This is a genomic window from Xenorhabdus khoisanae (assembly GCF_001037465.1).
Lineage (GTDB): Bacteria > Pseudomonadota > Gammaproteobacteria > Enterobacterales > Enterobacteriaceae > Xenorhabdus > Xenorhabdus khoisanae.
This window is the reverse complement of sequence record NZ_LFCV01000025.1, coordinates 1-19,675: the sequence shown is the minus strand read 5'-3', so window position 1 is coordinate 19,675 and position 19,675 is coordinate 1. Positions and strand designations below refer to the sequence as shown.

The 19,675-nt window shown below is 43.9% G+C and carries 19 protein-coding genes; 16 read left to right on the top strand and 3 right to left on the bottom strand.

The features are described 5' to 3' along the window. Nucleotides 1–27: 27 nt before the first annotated feature. Complete coding sequence (gene bolA / locus AB204_RS04325; RefSeq protein WP_047962159.1) at nt 28–351, bottom strand: transcriptional regulator BolA; 324 nt, start codon at nt 349–351, stop codon at nt 28–30. A gap of 238 nt (nt 352–589) precedes the next feature. Between bolA and AB204_RS04320 the strand changes: the two genes are divergently transcribed. The 9 genes from AB204_RS04320 (at nt 590) to AB204_RS04280 (ending at nt 10,483) form a co-directional block, all read left to right on the top strand. Next, the gene (locus AB204_RS04320; protein ID WP_047962158.1) at nt 590–1,177 is read left to right on the top strand and encodes a lipoprotein; all 588 of its coding nucleotides are present in this window, start codon (nt 590–592) and stop codon (nt 1,175–1,177) included. 71 nt (nt 1,178–1,248) lie between these two features. Continuing rightward, nucleotides 1,249–2,778: a muropeptide MFS transporter AmpG gene (gene ampG / locus AB204_RS04315; protein WP_047962157.1), complete on the top strand. Its 1,530-nt coding sequence runs from the start codon at nt 1,249–1,251 to the stop codon at nt 2,776–2,778. A 279-nt stretch (nt 2,779–3,057) separates the two neighbouring features. Next, nucleotides 3,058–3,825 carry a nucleoside-specific channel-forming Tsx family protein gene (locus AB204_RS04310; RefSeq protein ID WP_047962156.1) on the top strand — a complete coding sequence of 256 codons (768 nt, stop codon included), beginning with the start codon at nt 3,058–3,060 and terminating at the stop codon, nt 3,823–3,825. A 351-nt stretch (nt 3,826–4,176) separates the two neighbouring features. Further along, nucleotides 4,177–5,142: a cytochrome o ubiquinol oxidase subunit II gene (gene cyoA, locus AB204_RS04305; protein ID WP_047962155.1), complete on the top strand. Its 966-nt coding sequence runs from the start codon at nt 4,177–4,179 to the stop codon at nt 5,140–5,142. Between the two features lie 4 nt (nt 5,143–5,146). Next, nucleotides 5,147–7,129, top strand: coding sequence for a cytochrome o ubiquinol oxidase subunit I (gene cyoB / locus AB204_RS04300; RefSeq protein WP_047962154.1), 1,983 nt, complete (start codon nt 5,147–5,149; stop codon nt 7,127–7,129). Then, nucleotides 7,129–7,740 carry a cytochrome o ubiquinol oxidase subunit III gene (locus AB204_RS04295; RefSeq protein ID WP_047962153.1) on the top strand — a complete coding sequence of 204 codons (612 nt, stop codon included), beginning with the start codon at nt 7,129–7,131 and terminating at the stop codon, nt 7,738–7,740. The genes cyoB and AB204_RS04295 overlap by 1 nt, the downstream gene beginning before the upstream one ends. Further along, complete coding sequence (locus AB204_RS04290; RefSeq protein WP_047962152.1) at nt 7,740–8,072, top strand: cytochrome o ubiquinol oxidase subunit IV; 333 nt, start codon at nt 7,740–7,742, stop codon at nt 8,070–8,072. The genes AB204_RS04295 and AB204_RS04290 overlap by 1 nt, the downstream gene beginning before the upstream one ends. Nucleotides 8,073–8,084: 12 nt before the next feature. Then, nucleotides 8,085–8,969: a heme o synthase gene (cyoE, locus tag AB204_RS04285; protein ID WP_047962151.1), complete on the top strand. Its 885-nt coding sequence runs from the start codon at nt 8,085–8,087 to the stop codon at nt 8,967–8,969. A gap of 146 nt (nt 8,970–9,115) precedes the next feature. After that, entirely contained in the window at nt 9,116–10,483 is a 1,368-nt protein-coding gene (locus tag AB204_RS04280; protein WP_047962150.1) for an MFS transporter, read from the top strand. Between the two features lie 317 nt (nt 10,484–10,800). Here AB204_RS04280 and AB204_RS04275 read toward each other — a convergent pair whose 3' ends face one another. Then, nucleotides 10,801–11,292 carry a YajQ family cyclic di-GMP-binding protein gene (locus AB204_RS04275; protein WP_047962149.1) on the bottom strand — a complete coding sequence of 164 codons (492 nt, stop codon included), beginning with the start codon at nt 11,290–11,292 and terminating at the stop codon, nt 10,801–10,803. Between the two features lie 175 nt (nt 11,293–11,467). Here AB204_RS04275 and panE point away from each other — a divergent pair, with 175 nt between their 5' ends. Both panE and yajL read left to right on the top strand, forming a co-directional pair. Continuing rightward, nucleotides 11,468–12,382: a 2-dehydropantoate 2-reductase gene (gene panE, locus AB204_RS04270; RefSeq protein ID WP_047962148.1), complete on the top strand. Its 915-nt coding sequence runs from the start codon at nt 11,468–11,470 to the stop codon at nt 12,380–12,382. Beyond that, a complete protein-coding gene (gene yajL / locus AB204_RS04265; protein ID WP_047962147.1) occupies nt 12,342–12,929 on the top strand; it encodes a protein deglycase YajL in 588 nt (195 codons plus the stop codon). Before panE ends, yajL begins: the two co-directional genes overlap by 41 nt. A 65-nt stretch (nt 12,930–12,994) precedes the next feature. Here the strand turns inward: yajL and thiI are convergent, their stop codons facing one another. Further along, entirely contained in the window at nt 12,995–14,443 is a 1,449-nt protein-coding gene (gene thiI / locus AB204_RS04260) for a tRNA uracil 4-sulfurtransferase ThiI (protein ID WP_047962146.1), read from the bottom strand. Nucleotides 14,444–14,672: 229 nt separating this feature from the next. Here thiI and xseB point away from each other — a divergent pair, with 229 nt between their 5' ends. The 5 genes from xseB (at nt 14,673) to AB204_RS04240 (ending at nt 19,471) form a co-directional block, all read left to right on the top strand. Then, entirely contained in the window at nt 14,673–14,930 is a 258-nt protein-coding gene (gene xseB / locus AB204_RS04255) for an exodeoxyribonuclease VII small subunit (protein WP_047962145.1), read from the top strand. 4 nt (nt 14,931–14,934) lie between these two features. Next, nucleotides 14,935–15,867, top strand: a complete 933-nt coding sequence (gene ispA / locus AB204_RS04250) for a (2E,6E)-farnesyl diphosphate synthase (protein WP_047962175.1) — start codon at nt 14,935–14,937, stop codon at nt 15,865–15,867. A gap of 163 nt (nt 15,868–16,030) precedes the next feature. After that, a complete protein-coding gene (dxs, locus tag AB204_RS04245) occupies nt 16,031–17,896 on the top strand; it encodes a 1-deoxy-D-xylulose-5-phosphate synthase (protein ID WP_047962144.1) in 1,866 nt (621 codons plus the stop codon). 193 nt (nt 17,897–18,089) lie between these two features. Beyond that, nucleotides 18,090–18,227: a 2OG-Fe dioxygenase family protein gene (locus AB204_RS21175; RefSeq protein WP_235428022.1), complete on the top strand. Its 138-nt coding sequence runs from the start codon at nt 18,090–18,092 to the stop codon at nt 18,225–18,227. Between the two features lie 17 nt (nt 18,228–18,244). Further along, nucleotides 18,245–19,471, top strand: a complete 1,227-nt coding sequence (locus AB204_RS04240; RefSeq protein WP_047962143.1) for an MFS transporter — start codon at nt 18,245–18,247, stop codon at nt 19,469–19,471. Nucleotides 19,472–19,675 lie beyond the last annotated feature (204 nt).

The window sequence follows — 19,675 nt, the reverse complement described above, 5'->3', positions numbered from 1 at the left end:
GACAGGCCATTGGATTATCCAGAAAAATCAAAAGCTTGATGTCGTTGTACTTCCTCCACGACACGCAGGGGAAACCAAAACTGTATCTCCCAATTCTGCCCATTCCTTTTCCGTATAGGTATGAAGTGCCAAAGCATGTACGCCTTCTTCCAGCTCTTTAACCAAAATACTATATACTGAGCGGTGGCGACTGAGCATTCTTTGTTCAACAAATTCATTGCTTACCACAATAACTTTAAAATGGCTTTCAGAACCTGCTGGCACATTGTGACGATAACTTTCATCGATCACTTCCAGATGAGAAGGCTTAAATGCCGCCCGTAACTTTGTTTCTATTTCCTGACGAACCATCTCATTCTCCTTAATCACCAAAGGTTATTTATCAACCACATCATTGATTCTAGTTTATTTCCCATAATTTATAACATCGGGATAACCAAATCTCTTTAACAGAATTGCTTTGCGGTATTTCTCCCTGAGTTTCAATCATCAGGGATATGCCGCCACCAATGGCAATGCTATGATTACGGCTGTTTATACTACTGTATTAATATGTCGGATACTCGAATCTTGAATTGAGAAAACCTAAATGCTAAAGAAAATATTTATTTCATTGATTACGCTTTTCTTTTTAACTGGTTTATCTGGCTGTGCAGACTCAGGTAATACACTGGCTATTCAGCCCAAAATTACCCTGCCACAAGCAGATCCAACAATGAAAGCGATTACAATCAATATTAGTGGGGTCGACCACCGTCAATCTCAAGCCCTGGCCCAAATTAATCGCGATGCACGATTAGTCACGTTAGTCCCTTCCCGCGACTTACGCTTTTTACTTCAAGAAGCACTGGAAAAGCAAATGGTAGCTCGCGGCTATATGATTGGCTCCCCCTCTAATGCCAATTTGCAAGTCATTGTAAATCAGCTCTATGCCAACGTAAAAGAAGGCAGCCTGCGTCATGATATTTCAGCAAAAGCAGAGATCTCCATTGTTGTTTATGCTCAAGACGGTAGTAAGCAGATTAAAAACTATCGTACTAGCTACAATGTCCAAGGGCCATTGAGTGCAACAAACGCAAAAATTGCTGACGCCGTAAATACTGTCTTATCTGATGTGATCGCAGACATGGCTCAGGACTCCTCAGTCAGCACCTTCATTAAACAAAACGTTCGCTAACCGGATAATAAATAAACTTTCTGTCTGATTCTGGAAAATCAGATAGTATGCAGAAAGTTTTTGGGAGGCTCATGACTAACCATAGTTATTTAAACCTATCTGTATTACGCAAATATCTGACCCTTCTATTACTGGGCTTTGCCTCAGGTCTGCCTCTTGCACTCACAGCAGGAACATTACAAGCATGGATGACTGTCGAAAATATCGATATACGAACTATCGGTTTTTTCACTTTGGTTGGTCAAGCCTATGTTTTTAAATTTCTCTGGGCACCCGCAATGGATCGGTATTCCCCTTCATTTTTAGGACGTCGACGGGGATGGATGCTCATTACTCAACTTTTATTGGTTGTCAGTATTGCTGCGATGGGATTTCTTCAGCCATCCCAGCATTTATGGTGGCTCGCTGCATTAGCTGTTACTGTTGCATTTTTTTCGGCATCCCAAGACATTATTTTTGACGCCTACAAAACAGACTTACTAAAACAGGAAGAACGAGGCTCAGGAGCCGCTGTTTCTGTACTGGGATACAGGCTGGCTATGCTGGTATCCGGTGGACTCGCTTTATTGATGACTGCCTATATCGGTTGGCAAAATATGTATTGGATTATGGCTGGTCTGATGCTGATTGGTGTTTATGCCACTCTGATGGCTAAAGAACCAGAAATCAGTAATGCACCGCCAAAAACATTACATCAGGCAGTATTCGAACCCTTGTCTGATTTTTTCAGTCGAAATAATGCCTGGCTTATCCTGTTATTGATTGTGCTGTATAAACTGGCTGATGCTTTCGCTCTTTCACTTAGTACTACCTTCCTTATTCGTGGTGTTGGTTTCAATGCTGCTGAAGTTGGCATGATCAATAAAACGCTCGGACTTGCTGCTACCATTGTCGGCGCATTGTACGGCGGCTATTTGATGCATAAGTTGAGCTTGTTCCGTGCCTTGATGATATTTGGCATCCTGCAAACCGTTTCAAACTTCGGATATTGGATACTGGCTGTTACTCCTAAAGACATCTATACAATGGGGGCTGCTGTTTTTCTGGAGAATATCTGCGGTGGTATGGGAACAGCGGCATTTGTCGCACTATTGATGACACTGTGTAATAAATCGTTTTCAGCGACACAATTCGCTTTGCTTTCTGCATTATCAGCAGTTGGTCGGGTTTATGTTGGTCCTGTAGCGGGATGGTTCGCGGAAGCACACGGCTGGCCGATGTTTTATCTGTTCTCTGTTGTGATCGGATTACCGGGACTTGTACTGTTGTTCATCTGCCGTAAGACGTTAATTTACACTCAGGAAAATGACGGTTTTATTTCCCGGACATTATTTGGCAACCATTACCGATTAGCTTTTATTGCCATGATATGTGCCGCCCTTCTCTTTGTCGTTTGGCTAATATTAAGCATTCTAATATTCCTTGTTAGTCATATAGCCATTTATTTACCTTTAGCTTTTCAGCCCCATCTCCTAAATATTAGTCATATCAGTGACGTGATATCGCCTATGTTGTCATGGGGCGTGGCTATTGGGGCTTTTGGTCTGGTTCTGGGGGGAGTTCTGGATTATTTGGCGTTGAGAAGAACTAACCTCACTTAGGGTGTTACTTCCGGTCAATACGCTGGCAAATTTTCGTTAGTAAACGCTATTACACCAACCTCTTACAACAGAAGGCTAACAAAGTTCAGTCTTCTGTTGCTTTTTTTAGTGACAAACTTCACAAGTAAAATAAAAAACTACCATTATGTGACTCAAAAAACATCTTTTTCAGGACGGAATTATTTATATTCGAACTAACAAATATTATCATTTGAACGTATTTCATTTCGAACTATTCGAAATATCTTTAACCACCTTAAAAACATATAAAGGGAATTTATGAAAAGACATATTTTGACACTCTCCGCAGTTGCTACTGCCTTGGTTTCTGCCTCAGCTTGTGCGGAATACCAGTGGGGATTTGCTAATGTCAGCATGAACTACCTTGACTGGAACAAGCACACCACACAAAAAACCGGGCAAACTTCACATAAAGATGATTTCGCTTATCTAGAACTAGAAGGTGGAGCAGGCTTTAACTGGGGCGAACTCTATGGTTTCGCTGATTTAGAAAACTCATTTAACAGTAAAACTGCCCAGCCAGGTGATAACCAACGTTATACCTTCAAAACAACAGGGCGTTTCTATTTGGGTGATACCGGTTTCAACCTTTATGGTCACGTCTATGGAACCTATTCATTACCAGGCAAAACGAATGGCGGAAACTTCCATGAAGTCAACACACTCTACGGATTGGGCTATAACGCTAATCTTGCAGGGCTTTGGTTCAAGCCTTTCGTCGCACTGCACTATGTTGACCAAACTTTCTACTCAGGAAACAACGGTTATGTTGTAGGCTGGGTTGCCGGATACGATTTCAACCTTTGGGAACAAAAATTCAGCGTTACAAACTGGAATGAAATTGAACTGAACCGCAATCAGCGCTACGGCAACGGCGGACGCGAAGGTGTGAATGGCGCTATCGCATTGTGGTGGACTCCTCACCCTTCTTTTACAACTGGAATTCAATACCGTTATGCAGACAACAAATTGGGAGAAGATTTCTGGCAGGATGGTATTGTTTATAGTGTAAAATATAACTTCTAGAGATTAATTTAACCCGTGAGCAGCCTCTGGCTGCTCATTGAGTCAAATAAGTAGTAGTTATCCCATTATTCAGAAAGCGTATTTTAGGCATTTTTCCTTTGATTTCTGTAAGAATTTTCTTTTAAAAAATAAAGAGTTAATCTAAAATAATTACCTATTTTGATTTCTTGGTTAAGATAACCATACGAAGTTAACTTTTTGTTAAATCTCACATTACATGTGATCCCTCTAACATAAAAAGCCTACAAGCTAACCTGCTTCTATTACAATTGTTTACACTCCGGTAACCATACCGTAGAATGCCCCCACTGATGAAACGACAATAAAGCTTTTGTTATCTGGGGTCGCTCAATGAGACTTATGAAATACAAAAAAACTATTGGGTTATCGTCGCTACTCGCAGCCACTTTAATGCTAAGTGGTTGCGATATGGTATTGATGAATCCCAAAGGGGCGATCGGCGCCGAGCAAAAAACGCTGATACTAACAGCGTTTGGCTTGATGCTGATCGTTGTTATTCCGGCTATCGTAATGGCAGTCATTTTTGCTGTACGTTACCGGGAAGCCAATAAATCTGCAACTTATCGTCCAAACTGGGCACACTCAAATAAAATTGAGCTTGTCGTCTGGACAGTGCCTATCTTGATTATCATCACTTTGGCAACGATTACATGGAAAACGACTCATGAACTCGATCCATATAAGCCATTGGACAGTGATGTAAAACCGGTGACGATCGAAGTGATTTCCCTTGACTGGAAATGGCTGTTCATCTATCCGGAACAGGGTATTGCAACTGTAAACGAAATTGCATTCCCGAAAGATGTTCCAATTAACTTCAAAATCACCTCTGACTCTGTGATGAACTCTTTCTTCATTCCACAGTTAGGTGGTCAGATTTATGCAATGGCAGGCATGCAGACAAAACTGCACTTAATTGCTAACGAATCAGGTAAATACGATGGGTTCTCAGCAAGTTACAGTGGTCATGGCTTCTCAGGCATGAAATTTACTGCAACAGCAACTGATGATCGTGCAGGTTTTGAAGAGTGGGTGCAGAAAGTTAAAGCATCACCTAAAACCCTGGATACCGTGCAAGCATTCAATGAGTTGGCTAAACAAAGCCAAAACAACCCAGTTGAATACTTCTCAAGCGTGAAACAAAAACTGTTCCAAGAAACCATTGCTAAATTCATGGGTGACATGGGTCATGGTGGTATGCATGGCATGGCAAATCATGGCAAAACAGAACATGGTGAAGCTGCGGGTCATAATATGAATATGAGTCAGCCGGCTCATTCAGGTGTTGAGGAATAAAGGCATGTGGGGAAAATTAACACTGGATGCGGTCCCATTACATGAACCCATTATTGTGGTGACATTGCTGGGGATCCTGCTTGGGGGGTTGGCTGTTGCTGGCTCCCTGACTTATTTCCGTAAATGGAAATGGCTCTGGAGTGAATGGTTAACCAGCGTTGACCATAAGAAAATTGGTGTCATGTATATCGTCGTTGCTATGGTAATGATGGTTCGTGGCTTCGCTGATGCTATCATGATGCGTGGACAGCAAGCCCTCGCTTCCGCTGGCGAAGCAGGTTTCCTGCCTCCGCACCATTATGATCAGATCTTTACCGCTCACGGCGTTATCATGATTTTCTTCATGGCGATGCCTTTTGTTGTCGGTCTGATGAACATCGTGGTTCCTCTGCAAATCGGAGCTCGCGACGTTGCATTCCCATTCTTGAACTCCTTGAGCTTCTGGTTATTTGTTGTCGGTGTCGCACTGATCAACATCTCTCTGGGGGTAGGTGAGTTTGCACAAACAGGTTGGTTGGCATATCCACCGCTATCGGGTCTGGAATATAACTCGGGAGTCGGGGTCGATTACTGGATATGGAGTCTTCAGCTCTCCGGTGTAGGTACATTGCTGACAGGTGTTAACTTCTTCGTGACCATCCTGCGCATGCGCGCACCCGGTATGTCCATGATGAAACTCCCTGTATTTACATGGGCTTCACTGTGTACCAACGTACTGATCATTGCTGCGTTCCCAATCCTGACAGTAACTATTGCACTGTTAACTCTGGATCGTTATCTGGGCACCCATTTCTTTACCAACGATATGGGCGGCAACATGATGATGTACATCAACCTGATTTGGGCTTGGGGTCACCCTGAAGTTTACATTCTGGTTCTGCCTGTCTTTGGTATCTTCTCAGAAGTCACCGCAACCTTCTCGAAAAAGCGCCTGTTTGGTTATACCTCACTGGTGTGGGCGACAATCGTTATTACCATCCTGTCGTTCATTGTATGGTTGCACCACTTCTTTACCATGGGTTCCGGCGCGAACGTTAACGCCTTCTTTGGTATCGCCACGATGATTATCTCCATCCCGACCGGGGTTAAGATCTTCAACTGGCTGTTCACCATGTACCGTGGTCGTATCGAATTCAAAACCCCAATGCTGTGGACTGTTGGCTTCCTGGTCACCTTCTCCATTGGTGGTATGACCGGCGTTCTGCTGGCAGTACCGGGTGCGAACTTCGTTCTGCACAACAGTCTGTTCCTGATTGCTCACTTCCATAACGTTATCATCGGCGGTGTGGTATTCGGCTGCTTCGCAGGCACAACTTATTGGTTCCCGAAAGCATTTGGTTTCACTCTGAATGAAAAATGGGGTGTCCGTGCATTCTGGTTCTGGATCACGGGTTTCTTTGTTGCCTTTATGCCGCTGTATGCACTGGGCTTCATGGGTATGACTCGTCGTCTGAGCCAAGACATCAACCCAGAATTCCATCCTCTGCTGGTGGTTGCCGCTGGTGGTGTTGTCTTAATCGCCTTGGGTATTCTGTGTCAGGTTATCCAGTTCTACGTCAGTATCCGTGATCGCAACCAAAACCTCGACCTGACTGGTGATCCATGGGGTGGCCGTACTCTGGAATGGTCAACTTCATCTCCACCACCGTTCTATAACTTTGCTGAAGTTCCACACATCCAAACTCGTGATGCATGGTGGGATATGAAAGAAAAAGGCACTGAATATAAGCGTCCTGCTAAATATGAAGAAATTCATATGCCTAGAAATACAGGCGCTGGCGTGATCATCAGTGCATTCTGTCTGGTCTTCGGCTTCGCGATGATCTGGCATATCTGGTGGATGGCTATTGCAAGTTTCGCTGGCATCATCATCAGTTGCATCGTGAAAAGCTTTGATGAAGACGTTGATTATTACGTTCCTGTAGCTGAAGTCGAGAAAGTTGAAAGTCAGCGTTACGAAGAACTGAGAAAGGCAGGTGTGAAATAATGTCGACTCAAACCCTTAATAACACAGCCGCCCATGACGCTCATGGGCACCACGATACAGGAGCCAACAAAGTATTTGGTTTCTGGATCTACCTGATGAGTGACTTGATTCTGTTTGCAAGTCTGTTCGCTACCTATGCAGTGCTGGTTAACGGCACTGCGGACGGCCCAACAGGTAAACAGATTTTTGAACTGCCATTTGTGCTGGTTGAAACCTTCCTGCTGTTGTTCAGTAGTATCACCTACGGTTTCGCCATGCTGAGCATGAACAAAGGTAAAGTTGGTCAAGTTAACCTGTGGCTATTTGTTACCTTCCTGTTTGGCCTTGGCTTCGTTTCAATGGAAGTGTATGAGTTCCATAAACTGATCACAGAAGGCTTTGGCCCTGATAAAAGTGCATTCCTGTCTGCTTTCTTTGCACTGGTTTCTACTCACGGTCTACACGTAACCTTCGGTCTGGTTTGGATCATTATCCTGATGATTCAGGTTTCACGCCGTGGCCTGACTGATGTCAACCGTATGCGTCTGAACTGCCTGAGCTTGTTCTGGCACTTCCTCGACGTCGTATGGATCTGTGTATTTACTGTCGTTTATCTGATGGGAGCTATGTAATGAGTCATCCAAATACTTCTCATTCCGGCGCCAGCCACGGTAGTTTCAAAACCTATATGATTGGTTTTGTTCTGTCAGTCATACTGACCGTGATCCCATTCTGGATGGTGATGGATGGTACTGCTTCACACAGCTCAATCCTGATAACAGTAGTCGTTATGGCGGTTATTCAGATCTTTGTTCATTTCATCTGCTTCCTGCACATGAATACATCGTCTGAAGAGCGTTGGAACCTCGTTGCGTTAATATTCACATTACTGGTCATCGCTATTGTTGTTGTTGGCTCTCTGTGGATTATGTACAACCTGAACATCAATATGATGGTTGATTAAGGGTTGATTTGAATGATTAAGCAATACCTGCAAGTGACCAAACCAGGAATTATTTTCGGGAATCTAATTTCTGCGATTGGTGGTTTTCTACTCGCTTCCAAGGGCGTAATAGATTACCCCTTGTTCTTTGCAACGATGGTCGGGGTATCGCTGGTGGTAGCATCAGGTTGTGTATTCAACAACTATATCGACCGCGATATCGACCGTATCATGGAAAGAACAAAAGAGAGGGTCCTTGTGAAAGGGCTTATCGATCCGAAAATCAGCCTGATTTACGCCTCAGTGTTAGGTATTGCTGGCATAGTGCTGCTCTATGTAGCAGCCAATGCCTTAGCAATGCAGTTAGCTCTCATCGGATTTGTCGTTTATGTTGGGGTTTATAGCCTCTACATGAAAAGAAAATCTGTTTATGGCACGCTGGTTGGTAGCTTGTCAGGCGCAGCACCACCCGTGATTGGTTACTGTGCAGTAGCGGGACATTTTGATACAGGCGCGTTGATTTTATTGTTGATCTTCAGCTTGTGGCAAATGCCCCACTCTTATGCCATTGCTATTTTTCGGTTCAAGGATTATCAAGCGGCCAACATCCCAGTATTGCCAGTGATTAAAGGTATTGCGGTCGCGAAAAACCACATCACTCTGTATATTCTGGCCTTTATGGTTGCTACTCTGATGCTAACTATTAGTGGCTATGCGGGTTATAAGTATCTCGTCGTAGCTGCTGCAGTGAGTATCTGGTGGCTGGGTATGGCATTGTCAGGTTATAAAACCTCCAATGACCGTATTTGGGCCCGTAAGTTATTCCTGTTTTCTATTGTCGCTATCATGTCATTAAGCGTCATGATGTCTGTAGATTCATCAGCATCTCCAGAAAGCCTACTAACTTACGTCTGGTAATATCAAAGATGGCAGGGCAAGCCCTGTCATCTTTTCCTTTCCTTTATCTCTTTACTCAATGACGAATTATTTGGCTGCAAACATACTTTTTCAGTTTGCCCCCATCCAATTAAGTCAAATGTCATATCAGATTTTTTGAGGTATCCATGAACGATAATAAAATGACTCCGCTTGAATGTCGGGCGACATGGGGTTTAGGTTCCGTTTTCTCTCTGCGCATGTTAGGTATGTTCATGGTTCTACCCGTTCTGACGACCTATGGCTTAGAACTACATGATTCGACAGAAGCACTTATTGGAATTGCTATTGGTATCTACGGATTAACACAAGCAATATTCCAAATCCCATTTGGGTTACTTTCAGACAAAATTGGCAGAAAGCCCTTAATCATCGGCGGACTACTCATTTTTGTATTAGGCAGTATTATTGCAGCGCTTAGTGACTCTATCTGGGGCATTATCATTGGGCGAGCCTTACAAGGCACAGGGGCAATATCTGCCGCAATCATGGCATTGCTTTCTGATCTGACCCGCGAACAGAATCGAACAAAAGCCATGGCATTTATCGGCATTAGCTTTGGTATTACATTTGCCTTTGCTATTGTCGTCGGCCCTATTATTACCCATCACATTGGCTTAAATGGCCTGTTTTGGGCAATCGCAGTGCTGGCAAGCTGTGGAATTTTAATTACATTATTCGCCGTACCAAATACACATAAACATGTTCTGAATCGTGAATCCGGGTTTGCCCGGGGCAGCTTTAAACGCGTACTCTCCGATCCCCAATTACTAAAACTCAATTTTGGTATTCTCAGCCTACATACTTTACTGATGTCGAGTTTTGTTGCCCTGCCCCTCATCATGGAAAAAGTGGGTTTTCCTCCGCAACAACACTGGAAAGTGTATTTAATTACCACACTTATTTCTTTCGTTGCTGTTCTGCCTTTCATTATTTACGCAGAGACCAAGCGTCGCATGAAACAAGTATTTTTACTTTGCATCGGTATGCTATTCATTGCAGAAGTCGTTTTATGGTCACAGGGTTCACATCTTTGGGGGATCTTTGCTGGCATTCAAATCTTCTTTCTGGCATTTAATATCATGGAAGCCATTTTGCCTTCACTTATCAGCAAAGAAGCCCCTGCGGGCTATAAAGGCACTGCTATGGGAGTCTACTCTACCAGCCAATTCCTTGGGGTTGCTTTAGGAGGAATTCTCGGTGGAATGCTTTATGAGCTGCAAGGTGCATCATTGGTATTTATGGGTGGGATAGCACTGACTACACTCTGGTTTATTATCAGCCTCACATTACGGCAACCTCCGTATGTCAGTAGCATCAGACTTATTCTGCCTGAACAATTGCCCACCCCGGATAGTCTGGAGAAAAAGATATTGGCGCAGACTGGCGTAAAAGATATCGTCATCGTACCAGAAGAGCTGAGTGCCTACGTCAAAGTTGATACCAAACTGACCAACCGTGCACAATTAGAGCAAATTGTATCATCCCATGAATAATTTGCTGTGTTCGTAACTTTGCTATATCCGTAACAAAGTGGGATTTACGATTCACAAGATTTATACTTAAAAATACGGTGAAAGTACGGTGAAAGTACGGCGTGTGATGACATCGTGCTATTTTATTGGAAAGGTTAGTAATTATTGGAAAGGTTATTAGTGAGCAATTAAGCTGGTATCCTGTTTCAGGAATAACGCATTGAGAGAGGGTTGAATAGCCCTCTCCCATTGGACAAATTCACAATTTCTTGCCGTATTTCAAGAAATCAGCCTTAAAAATTGCGTTAATTCGCCCAAAAACCCATCTATAGCGGAAATTAATCGCGGAAATTCGTAAACTGGAAAGGCTGCCCTAACTCTGCACCACGAACCAATGTAATGACACTTTGCAGATCATCACGTGCTTTTCCTGTAACCCGCACTTGTTCACCCTGAATCTGAGCTTGTACTTTCAGCTTACTGTCTTTAATCAGCTTCACAATTTTCTTCGCTAACGGTGTATCGATACCTTGCAGCAGCGTAGCCTCCACACTGTATGTTTTACCGCTGTGAACCATATTTTCAGGAATGTTGAGCACAGAGCCATCAATTCCGCGTTTCGCAAATTTTTCACGCAGAATATCGACCAATTGGTTCACCTGAAAATCAGATTCGCTCGCAATTTTGACTGATTCGTTCTTTTCGTTTAACTCAAAGCTCGCGTTGACGTTGCGGAAATCCCAGCGATTGGTTAACTCTCTTTGTGCGTTTTCTACTGCGTTACGCACTTCCTGCATATCAACTTCTGAAACAATATCAAATGATGGCATTACCCGTCACCTCCTGCTAATCAACAAATCGGCATGATAACCGCTTTCCATTATTGGCAAAAGATCTATACTCGGGAGGTTTGGTGATCTTTGGGAATTTTACCCTGTTTTGAGGTCAGTTAGCGTTAAATTAAAAATCGAGGCTCCCCATGAAAGCGATTCTCAAGGAAGAAATATGAAAATAACGATTCTTGGCTGTGGCGCTATAGGTAAACTGTGGCTTGCCGCCTTATCCAAACAGAATCTCAGTGTTCAAGGATGGTTAAGGGTTCCACAACCTTTTGTTTCCGTCCATATCGAAAATTTCAATGGTCAGGTTTTTAATCAACAACTTCCGGCTAATGACGAAAAACACCTCGCTGAAAGCAAATTACTCCTGGTCTGTTTAAAAGCATGGCAGGTTTCTGACGCACTTAATAACCTTGTAGATAAACTTTCTCCCCATTGCCCAATTTTGTTATTACACAATGGAATGGGTACCTTGGAAGAGTTTTTGCCTCTCCCCAATCCGATTTTACTTGGCGTGACCACGCATGGTGCCTATCGGAAAAATGGCATTGTTTATCACAAATCACAGGGTATCACCCACATTGGCTCAGTGACTGCCAATGCTAATAAACTCAGTGAATTGGCTGATATCTTGCACTGCGCACTCCCTGATGTGGCATGGCATAATGAAATACACGCCATCAGTTGGATGAAACTTACCGTCAATTGTGTCATTAACCCACTCACAGTGATGCATGATTGCAAAAATGGTGAATTACAACATCATGCTACACACATTCAATTACTGTGTGACGAAATTCACCGGGTCATGGAACATGATGGTATCCATACAACCAAACAGACACTCGTTGATTACGTCATGAATGTGATTGAGCAGACATCCGAAAATTATTCATCCATGCTGCAAGATATACGTGCACAACGACATACAGAAATAGACTACATTACCGGTTTCTTACTGCGCCGGGCACGTATACACGGCCTGCCTGTCACAGAAAATACGGCTGTTTATCATTATATTAAACGCAAGGAGGGAGAATATGAGCGCCTCAGCCCTTATTTGCCTGGCTCATGGCAGTGAAGAGATAGAAGCAGTCACAACAATTGATTTACTTGTTCGAGCTGGAATCAATGTTACTGTGGCCAGCACCGAAACAGACGGTACCCTCACACTAACCTGTTCACGCGGTGTCAAAATCGTTGCTGATGTTGCTTTAGTTGATGTCGTGGACGAAGATTTCGATGCCGTTGTCCTGCCCGGAGGGTTAAAAGGTGCAGAATGTTTTCGGGACAGTTTACTGGTAGTGGAAAAAATTAGAATAGCACAAAGCCAAGGGAAAATCATTGCGGCAATCTGCGCATCTCCTGCTATTGTGCTGGAATATCATCAACTTTTCCCCATCGGAAACATGACTGGCTATCCCGGTATGCAAGATAAAATTGCGCCAGAAAAATGGATTGATAAGCGGGTTTATTTTGATGAAAGGGTTAATTTGCTGACCAGCCAAGGGCCTGCCACCGCTTTTGACTTTGCCTTAAAACTGATTGAGTTATTGAAAGGGAAAGAGAAGGCGGCAGAAGTTGCCGCTCAACTTGTATTACCGCCCGGTATTAATAATTACCAGTAATCATCTCATGACATAGGCTGCTTATAGGGCATGTTCCAAAAGCAGCCTAATGTTTTAAGCTTAAATCAAGGCCGGTACACCTTCACGTTTTCAAAGCCTTGCTCACGCAGGTAAAGTGCCTGTAAACGGCTCATCACGCCACGTTCACAATAGAGTAAATACGTTTTTTCCTTCGGCAAATCGCCAAACTGGGTACTCAGTTTATAAAAAGGTAATGACTGAATTTCAATATCACCCATGCTTAACGGACGGTCATCCTGATCATCTGGAGAGCGGATATCCAGCAATACATCATTGGAGGAAAATTCCGTCACCATTTCCACTTCCACAACCTGCTCGCTGGTTTGCTCTGCAATCTGGCGGATATCCAGATTCTGAGCTTCACTCACTGCCCGCTCCAAAACCTCAAAATCAAAATTATTTTCTTCTTCTTCAATTTTGGCTTTAACCGCTTTCACGGTTGGGCTTTTTGAAATCACACCACAAAATTCTGGCATGGTACGTGCGAAATCTTCTGTACCAATCTCACGAGCCAATTTAATAATGTGTTCTTTATCATGAGAAATCAGAGGGCGAAGGATCAACGTATCTGAAGCATTATCAATCAGCCTTAAATTAGTCAAAGTCTGGCTGGAAACCTGCCCTAACGCCTCTCCCGTGACGATCGCTTGTACACCGTAGCGCTCAGCAACTTTCGAGGCCGCTCTGACCATCATTCTTTTCAGAACAACGCCCATTTGCCCGTCTTCAACCTTTTCCAGAATTTCTGCGACAACAGGTTCAAAATCGACAGCCACAAAACGGACTTTATGGGAACGCCCAAATCGGTTCCACAAATAATGAGCAACCTGCTTCACCCCAATTTCATGGGCAGAGCCGCCAAGATTAAAGAAACAGTAATGCACACGGCAGCCACGACGCATCAACATATAACTGGAAACGCCGGAATCAAACCCACCAGAAATCAGTGACAGCACATCTTCCTGTGTACCGATAGGGAAACCGCCGATCCCTTCATGACGGGCTTTAACCAGAATCAATTTATCCTGATCAATTTCCAAATTGACGGTCACATCAGGATGAGTCAACTTAACTTTGGCGGATTCAATATGCTGGTTCAAACCACCACCAACATAGCGTTCTACTTCATTGGACGTAAAACTGTGTTTGCCGCGACGCTTGGCACGAACACAAAACGTTTTACCGGGCAACAAATGTCCATATGTTTCGTAAGTTTGTTCAAAGATATGATGCAAGTCACGAAAATCTCTCTCTTCTACTTGCAGGATATGATGAATGCCCGGAATACGTGTTAGTGCGTCACAAATTTCTGCACCGAGATTATCATTTTTGACCCGAACTTCGATATTATCCCAATGGCGAACAACAGCAATGCCTTCCCCAAATGTTTTCAGCACATTACGGATATTGCTGGCAAGAATTTTAATAAAGCGTAAACGGACAGTTTGGCTCTTGATCGTGATTTCTGGGAATAATTTAATGATAAACTTCATAGTAAGATATAGTAGTCATTCAATGTTGAACTATCACAAACAATGTCAATGATTGTTCTTAAGTGTTCAGTTGGATAGGGTGCAGAGTATAACATCATCTAGCTATATCGACTGTAAAAAAAACAGTGGTAACACATGATTTATTTCTCTTGGTGTAGTAGGGTACTCTGCAATTCTGTAGCGAACTTGCTTTGCTGTAATTCGTTAAATAACCATACGTTAAATCATTATGTCTAAAGCAAATCAAACATCAGAAACCGAACAAACTCCAGTATTTGAAAGCTCGTTGAAAGAGCTGGAAGAAATTGTTATTCGGCTGGAATCCGGGGAACTCCCATTAGAAGATGCGTTGAATGAATTTGAACGCGGAATTCAACTTGCAAGACAGGGGCAGAAAACTCTCCAGCAGGCCGAGCAACGAGTGCAAATTTTATTGAATCATGACGCACAATCACCACTTGATGAATTTTCGTCCGATGCTGAGTAAATTTATGTCTGAACAATACGAGACTCCTTTTGAAGAGTACTCTTTTGAGGAAAAATTGCGTGCTTGTCAGCAACATGTCAATGATAAGCTGATGGCGACATTTTCTTCATTACCCTTTTTAAACAGCCCATTAGGCACAGCAATGCAATATGGGGCAGTATTGGGTGGAAAACGGCTACGCCCATTTTTGGTTTACAGTGTGGGCGAAATGTTTGGTCTTCCCAAAAAGAGTCTTGATGCCGCTGCCCTCGCATTAGAATGTATCCATGCTTATTCATTGATCCATGATGATTTACCCGCCATGGATAACGACGATTTACGCCGTGGTCAGCCCACCTGCCATATCAAATTTGGTGAAAGTCAGGCCATTCTGGCGGGAGATGCCTTACAGTCACTGGCTTTTGAAATTTTGGCAAAACAAGATATGCCGGATGTTGCCTTATCCGACCGCCTTGCCATGATCGCTGAACTGGCAAGTGCCGGTGGCTTTGCCGGGATGTGTGGTGGACAATCACTGGATTTAGAAGCAGAAGGTAAACAGATCGACCTTGCCTCGCTGGAGCAGATCCACCGACATAAAACAGGTGCATTAATACGCTCAGCCGCCCGAATAGGTGCTTATAGTGCAGGACAACGTGGTCATGAAGTATTGCCTTTGTTGGATCAATATGCCCAAGCCATTGGCCTCGCATTTCAGGTACATGATGATATTTTGGATGTCGTTGGCAATACTGAAATTATCGGCAAGCGTCAAGGCAACGACCAACAACTCGGCAAAAGCACCTATCCTGCCTTATTGGGTCTGGAACAAGCCCAGAAAAAAGCCCGGGATCTGTATGAAGAAGCGATAGCCGCACTCACGGAATTGGAAAAGCAGTCATATAACACCACAACCTTAAAAGAACTGGCTGGTTTTATCATTGAGAGAAACAGCTAAAAAACAGGTCATATTAATCACCAATTAATATGGTCATTAGTTATATAAAAACCCAATAATCAATAAGAACGTATTATGGAGTGAACCCGGAAATTACACACAGATAATATAGGGTTCTTAATATTCAACTTCTAACGGGTATAGCATTTTATACAGGCATAGCATGAGCATTGATATAGCGAAATATCCAACATTGGCATTGGCGGAGACTCCAGAAGAGCTTCGCCTGCTACCCAAAGACACTTTGCCAAAGTTATGCGATGAACTGCGTCAATTTTTGCTGAACAGTGTCAGCCGCTCCAGTGGTCACTTTGCTTCCGGCCTTGGCGCTATCGAGTTAACCGTCGCACTTCACTCTGTTTATAAAACACCCTTTGACAATTTGGTCTGGGATGTAGGCCATCAGGCCTACCCACATAAAATTTTAACCGGACGTCGTGATCGCATCGATACTATTCGCCAGAAAAATGGTCTGCACCCTTTCCCGTGGCGGGATGAAAGTGAATATGACACCTTATGTGTGGGTCACTCATCCACTTCAATCAGTGCCGGCTTGGGTATGGCAATCGCGGCGAAACACGAAGGTAAAGGCCGCAAAACCGTTTGTGTGATCGGCGATGGTGCCATCACGGCGGGCATGGCTTTTGAAGCCATGAACCATGCAGGGGATATCGACCCTGATATGCTGGTTATTCTCAATGACAATGAAATGTCTATCTCTGAAAACGTCGGGGCGTTGAATAACCATCTGGCACAATTGCTGTCGGGCAAGCTGTATACAACACTGCGTGAAGGCGGTAAAAAGGTCTTTTCCAACCTGCCTCCTATCAAAGAACTGCTGAAAAAAACCGAAGAACATCTTAAAGGCATGGTCGTTCCGGGAACGCTGTTTGAAGAACTTGGGTTTAACTACATCGGGCCTGTTGATGGTCATGACGTACTGGCGCTGACCCAAACCTTAAAAAATATGCGTGAACTGAAAGGGCCACAATTCCTGCATATCATGACCAAAAAAGGCCGTGGTTATGCGCCAGCGGAAAAAGACCCAATCAGTTGGCATGCTGTGCCCAAATTCGATCCAAAGACGGGTTCCCTGCCCAAAAGCGTGGATACTCGTCCGACATTTTCCAAGATCTTCGGTGACTGGCTGTGTGAAGAAGCCGTTCATGACAAAAAACTGATGGCGATCACTCCGGCGATGCGAGAAGGTTCCGGCATGGTACGTTTCTCCCGTGAATATCCTGAACAGTATTTTGATGTCGCGATTGCCGAGCAACATTCCGTTACTTTTGCCGCAGGTTTGGCGATTGGTGGCTACAAGCCCATTGTCGCCATTTATTCCACCTTCCTGCAACGCGCTTATGATCAGGTGATCCACGATGTTGCCATCCAGAATTTGCCAGTGCTGTTTGCCATCGACCGTGGCGGCATTGTTGGTGCAGATGGGCAAACCCATCAGGGGGCATTTGACCTATCCTTCCTGCGTTGTCTCCCGAATATGGTGATTATGGCTCCCAGCGATGAAAACGAATGCCGCCAGATGCTGCATACCGGACATCACTATCAAGAAGGCCCTACAGCCGTCCGTTACCCTCGCGGCGCAGGAACCGGAGCCGAACTTCAACCACTGGAAACGTTGCCAATAGGTAAAGGCGTGCTTCGTCGTCAGGGAGAGCGCATTGCGATCCTTAACTTTGGTACATTGTTGCCCTACGCATTGCAAGCGGCTGAAAACCTGAATGCAACGGTTGTCGATATGCGTTTCGTCAAACCGCTGGATAAAGAGCTGGTACTGGATATGGCGGACAGCCATGATTTACTGGTAACTTTGGAAGAAAACGCCATTATGGGCGGTGCAGGCAGTGGAGTTAACGAACTTCTGATGCAGGAAAAACGGCCGATTCCCGTATTAAACCTTGGCTTACCGGATTATTTTATACCGCAAGGAACACAGCAAGAGCTTCACGCTGATTTGGGTCTGGATGCGGCAGGTATTCAAAATAATATCGAGCAATATCTGGCTAAATAATCCTTAATAATGGATGAATATTTTTATTAAACATTCATCCATTTTACTTCCTATTTCAATTCTTATTTCCCTTAATCTTTCCTATTTCCAATAACTCAAATCAGGCATATCATTTTATTTTAAAAAAATTTAATCGTGCTTCAGTCACTTTAGTATTCTTCTTAAATAAAGCTCCCCCTTACTACACACCGCAATGGAACATTTTCTTGAAACACTCGCAATAAATGATAAACAACTTTATCATCGGGCAAGCAATGTTCGACAAGTATCTCCTACAAACGCGGCATTTCGGGATCTCTTGCTGGTGACGTTCCGGCAATTTCCTGAATAACAAGAGAGCTAATAATAATGTCAAGTCAGGAAAATAGTTTGAATTTGCGTTGTTCTAGCCTTAATGCCTTATTGATCGTCAGTGCTCGATTTGTCTCCGATTTTGGTGCATTCCTGAATATGGTGGCGGCCTCCACTTATGTTTATCTGCTCAGTAACAGCGTTATGCACGTCAGTATTTTTCTTGCCTGCCGTGTTGCTGGCGGTATCATCGCCAGCCTAATCGGAACGCCATTTTTCAGACGATTTGCGGGAAGATGGCCACTGGTCTTTTTTGATCTGGTACGTGTCATTTTGCTGTCTCTGTTATTGGTGATCCCCACATCACAGCAATTACTGATCTTACCGATGATTGCCTTCGGCATTGGCTTAGGCAACTCAATGTTTGCTATCGGGTTAAACAGCCAACTGCCCTATTGGGTACACGCCTCCCAACGCATTTCAACTAATTCCTGGTTAACCTCTGTCGCTGCTACAGGAGCCGTATTTGGTAGCCTCGTCTCGGGGCTGCTGGTCGCAAGCAGTGGTTATGAAATGGTATTCACCGTCAATATCATCACTTATCTATTGGCGGCTATCCTGATTATGCCCCTGCGTTTCCTCTCTTTACCGGAGCAGAAAACATCAAGAGAACTGGGTAACGAATGGCGGGAGTTGCGCCTCGGTTTGCGCAGTGCCCCCATACTGGCAGGAATGCTGTTTCTCAGCCTGGCCGATACACTGGGCAGCGCCGCCCATAATGTTGGTTTTCCTATTATTTCAAAACTCCTGACTCCCGATAATGCCAGTACCACAATGGGATTACTGCTGGCGACATGGGCGATAGGGAAATTTAGTGGCGCGAGATTAACGAGCTATCTGCTGCGCAGCCGCAACCTATTGAGGATGGAAAAACTGTTCTTTATCGGCGTCGCTCTGATGTCGACCGGGTTTATCCTCACCTTCCAACAAAGCAACGTATTCTGGCTACTGACATTTGCAATCTGGGCAGGCATGGGTGATGGGATCGCGGAAGTCAGCCTGATTTCACGGGCACAAAGCGAACCGGAAAGCTTACGCTTGCCGATTTTTAGTTTGCTGACGCTGTTGCAGATGACAGGCTTTGGGATAGGTATGCTACTGGTTGCCCCGTTCTACGTCTGGCTGCCACCTTCCATCGTGATCCTGATATTCCATGGATTACCGCTGACGGTATTGGTGCTGGTCTTAGTATGGAGTCGGCGATTTACTGCAAGCAAAGTGTAATGGTTAGATAAATATTTTCCCAAAAAGCTTAAAGTATAAAATTCATTTTCTGTTAAGTTGTTACTAAGATAACTAAAAACATAATACCAAAAATCAAATCTCCGATTCGTAACAGCCCCATTTTTGTTTTTTCAGTAATAGCAATATAAAAAATTGTGACAAATATCACATTTTCACACCTCATGAAACCGGTTACATGGATAG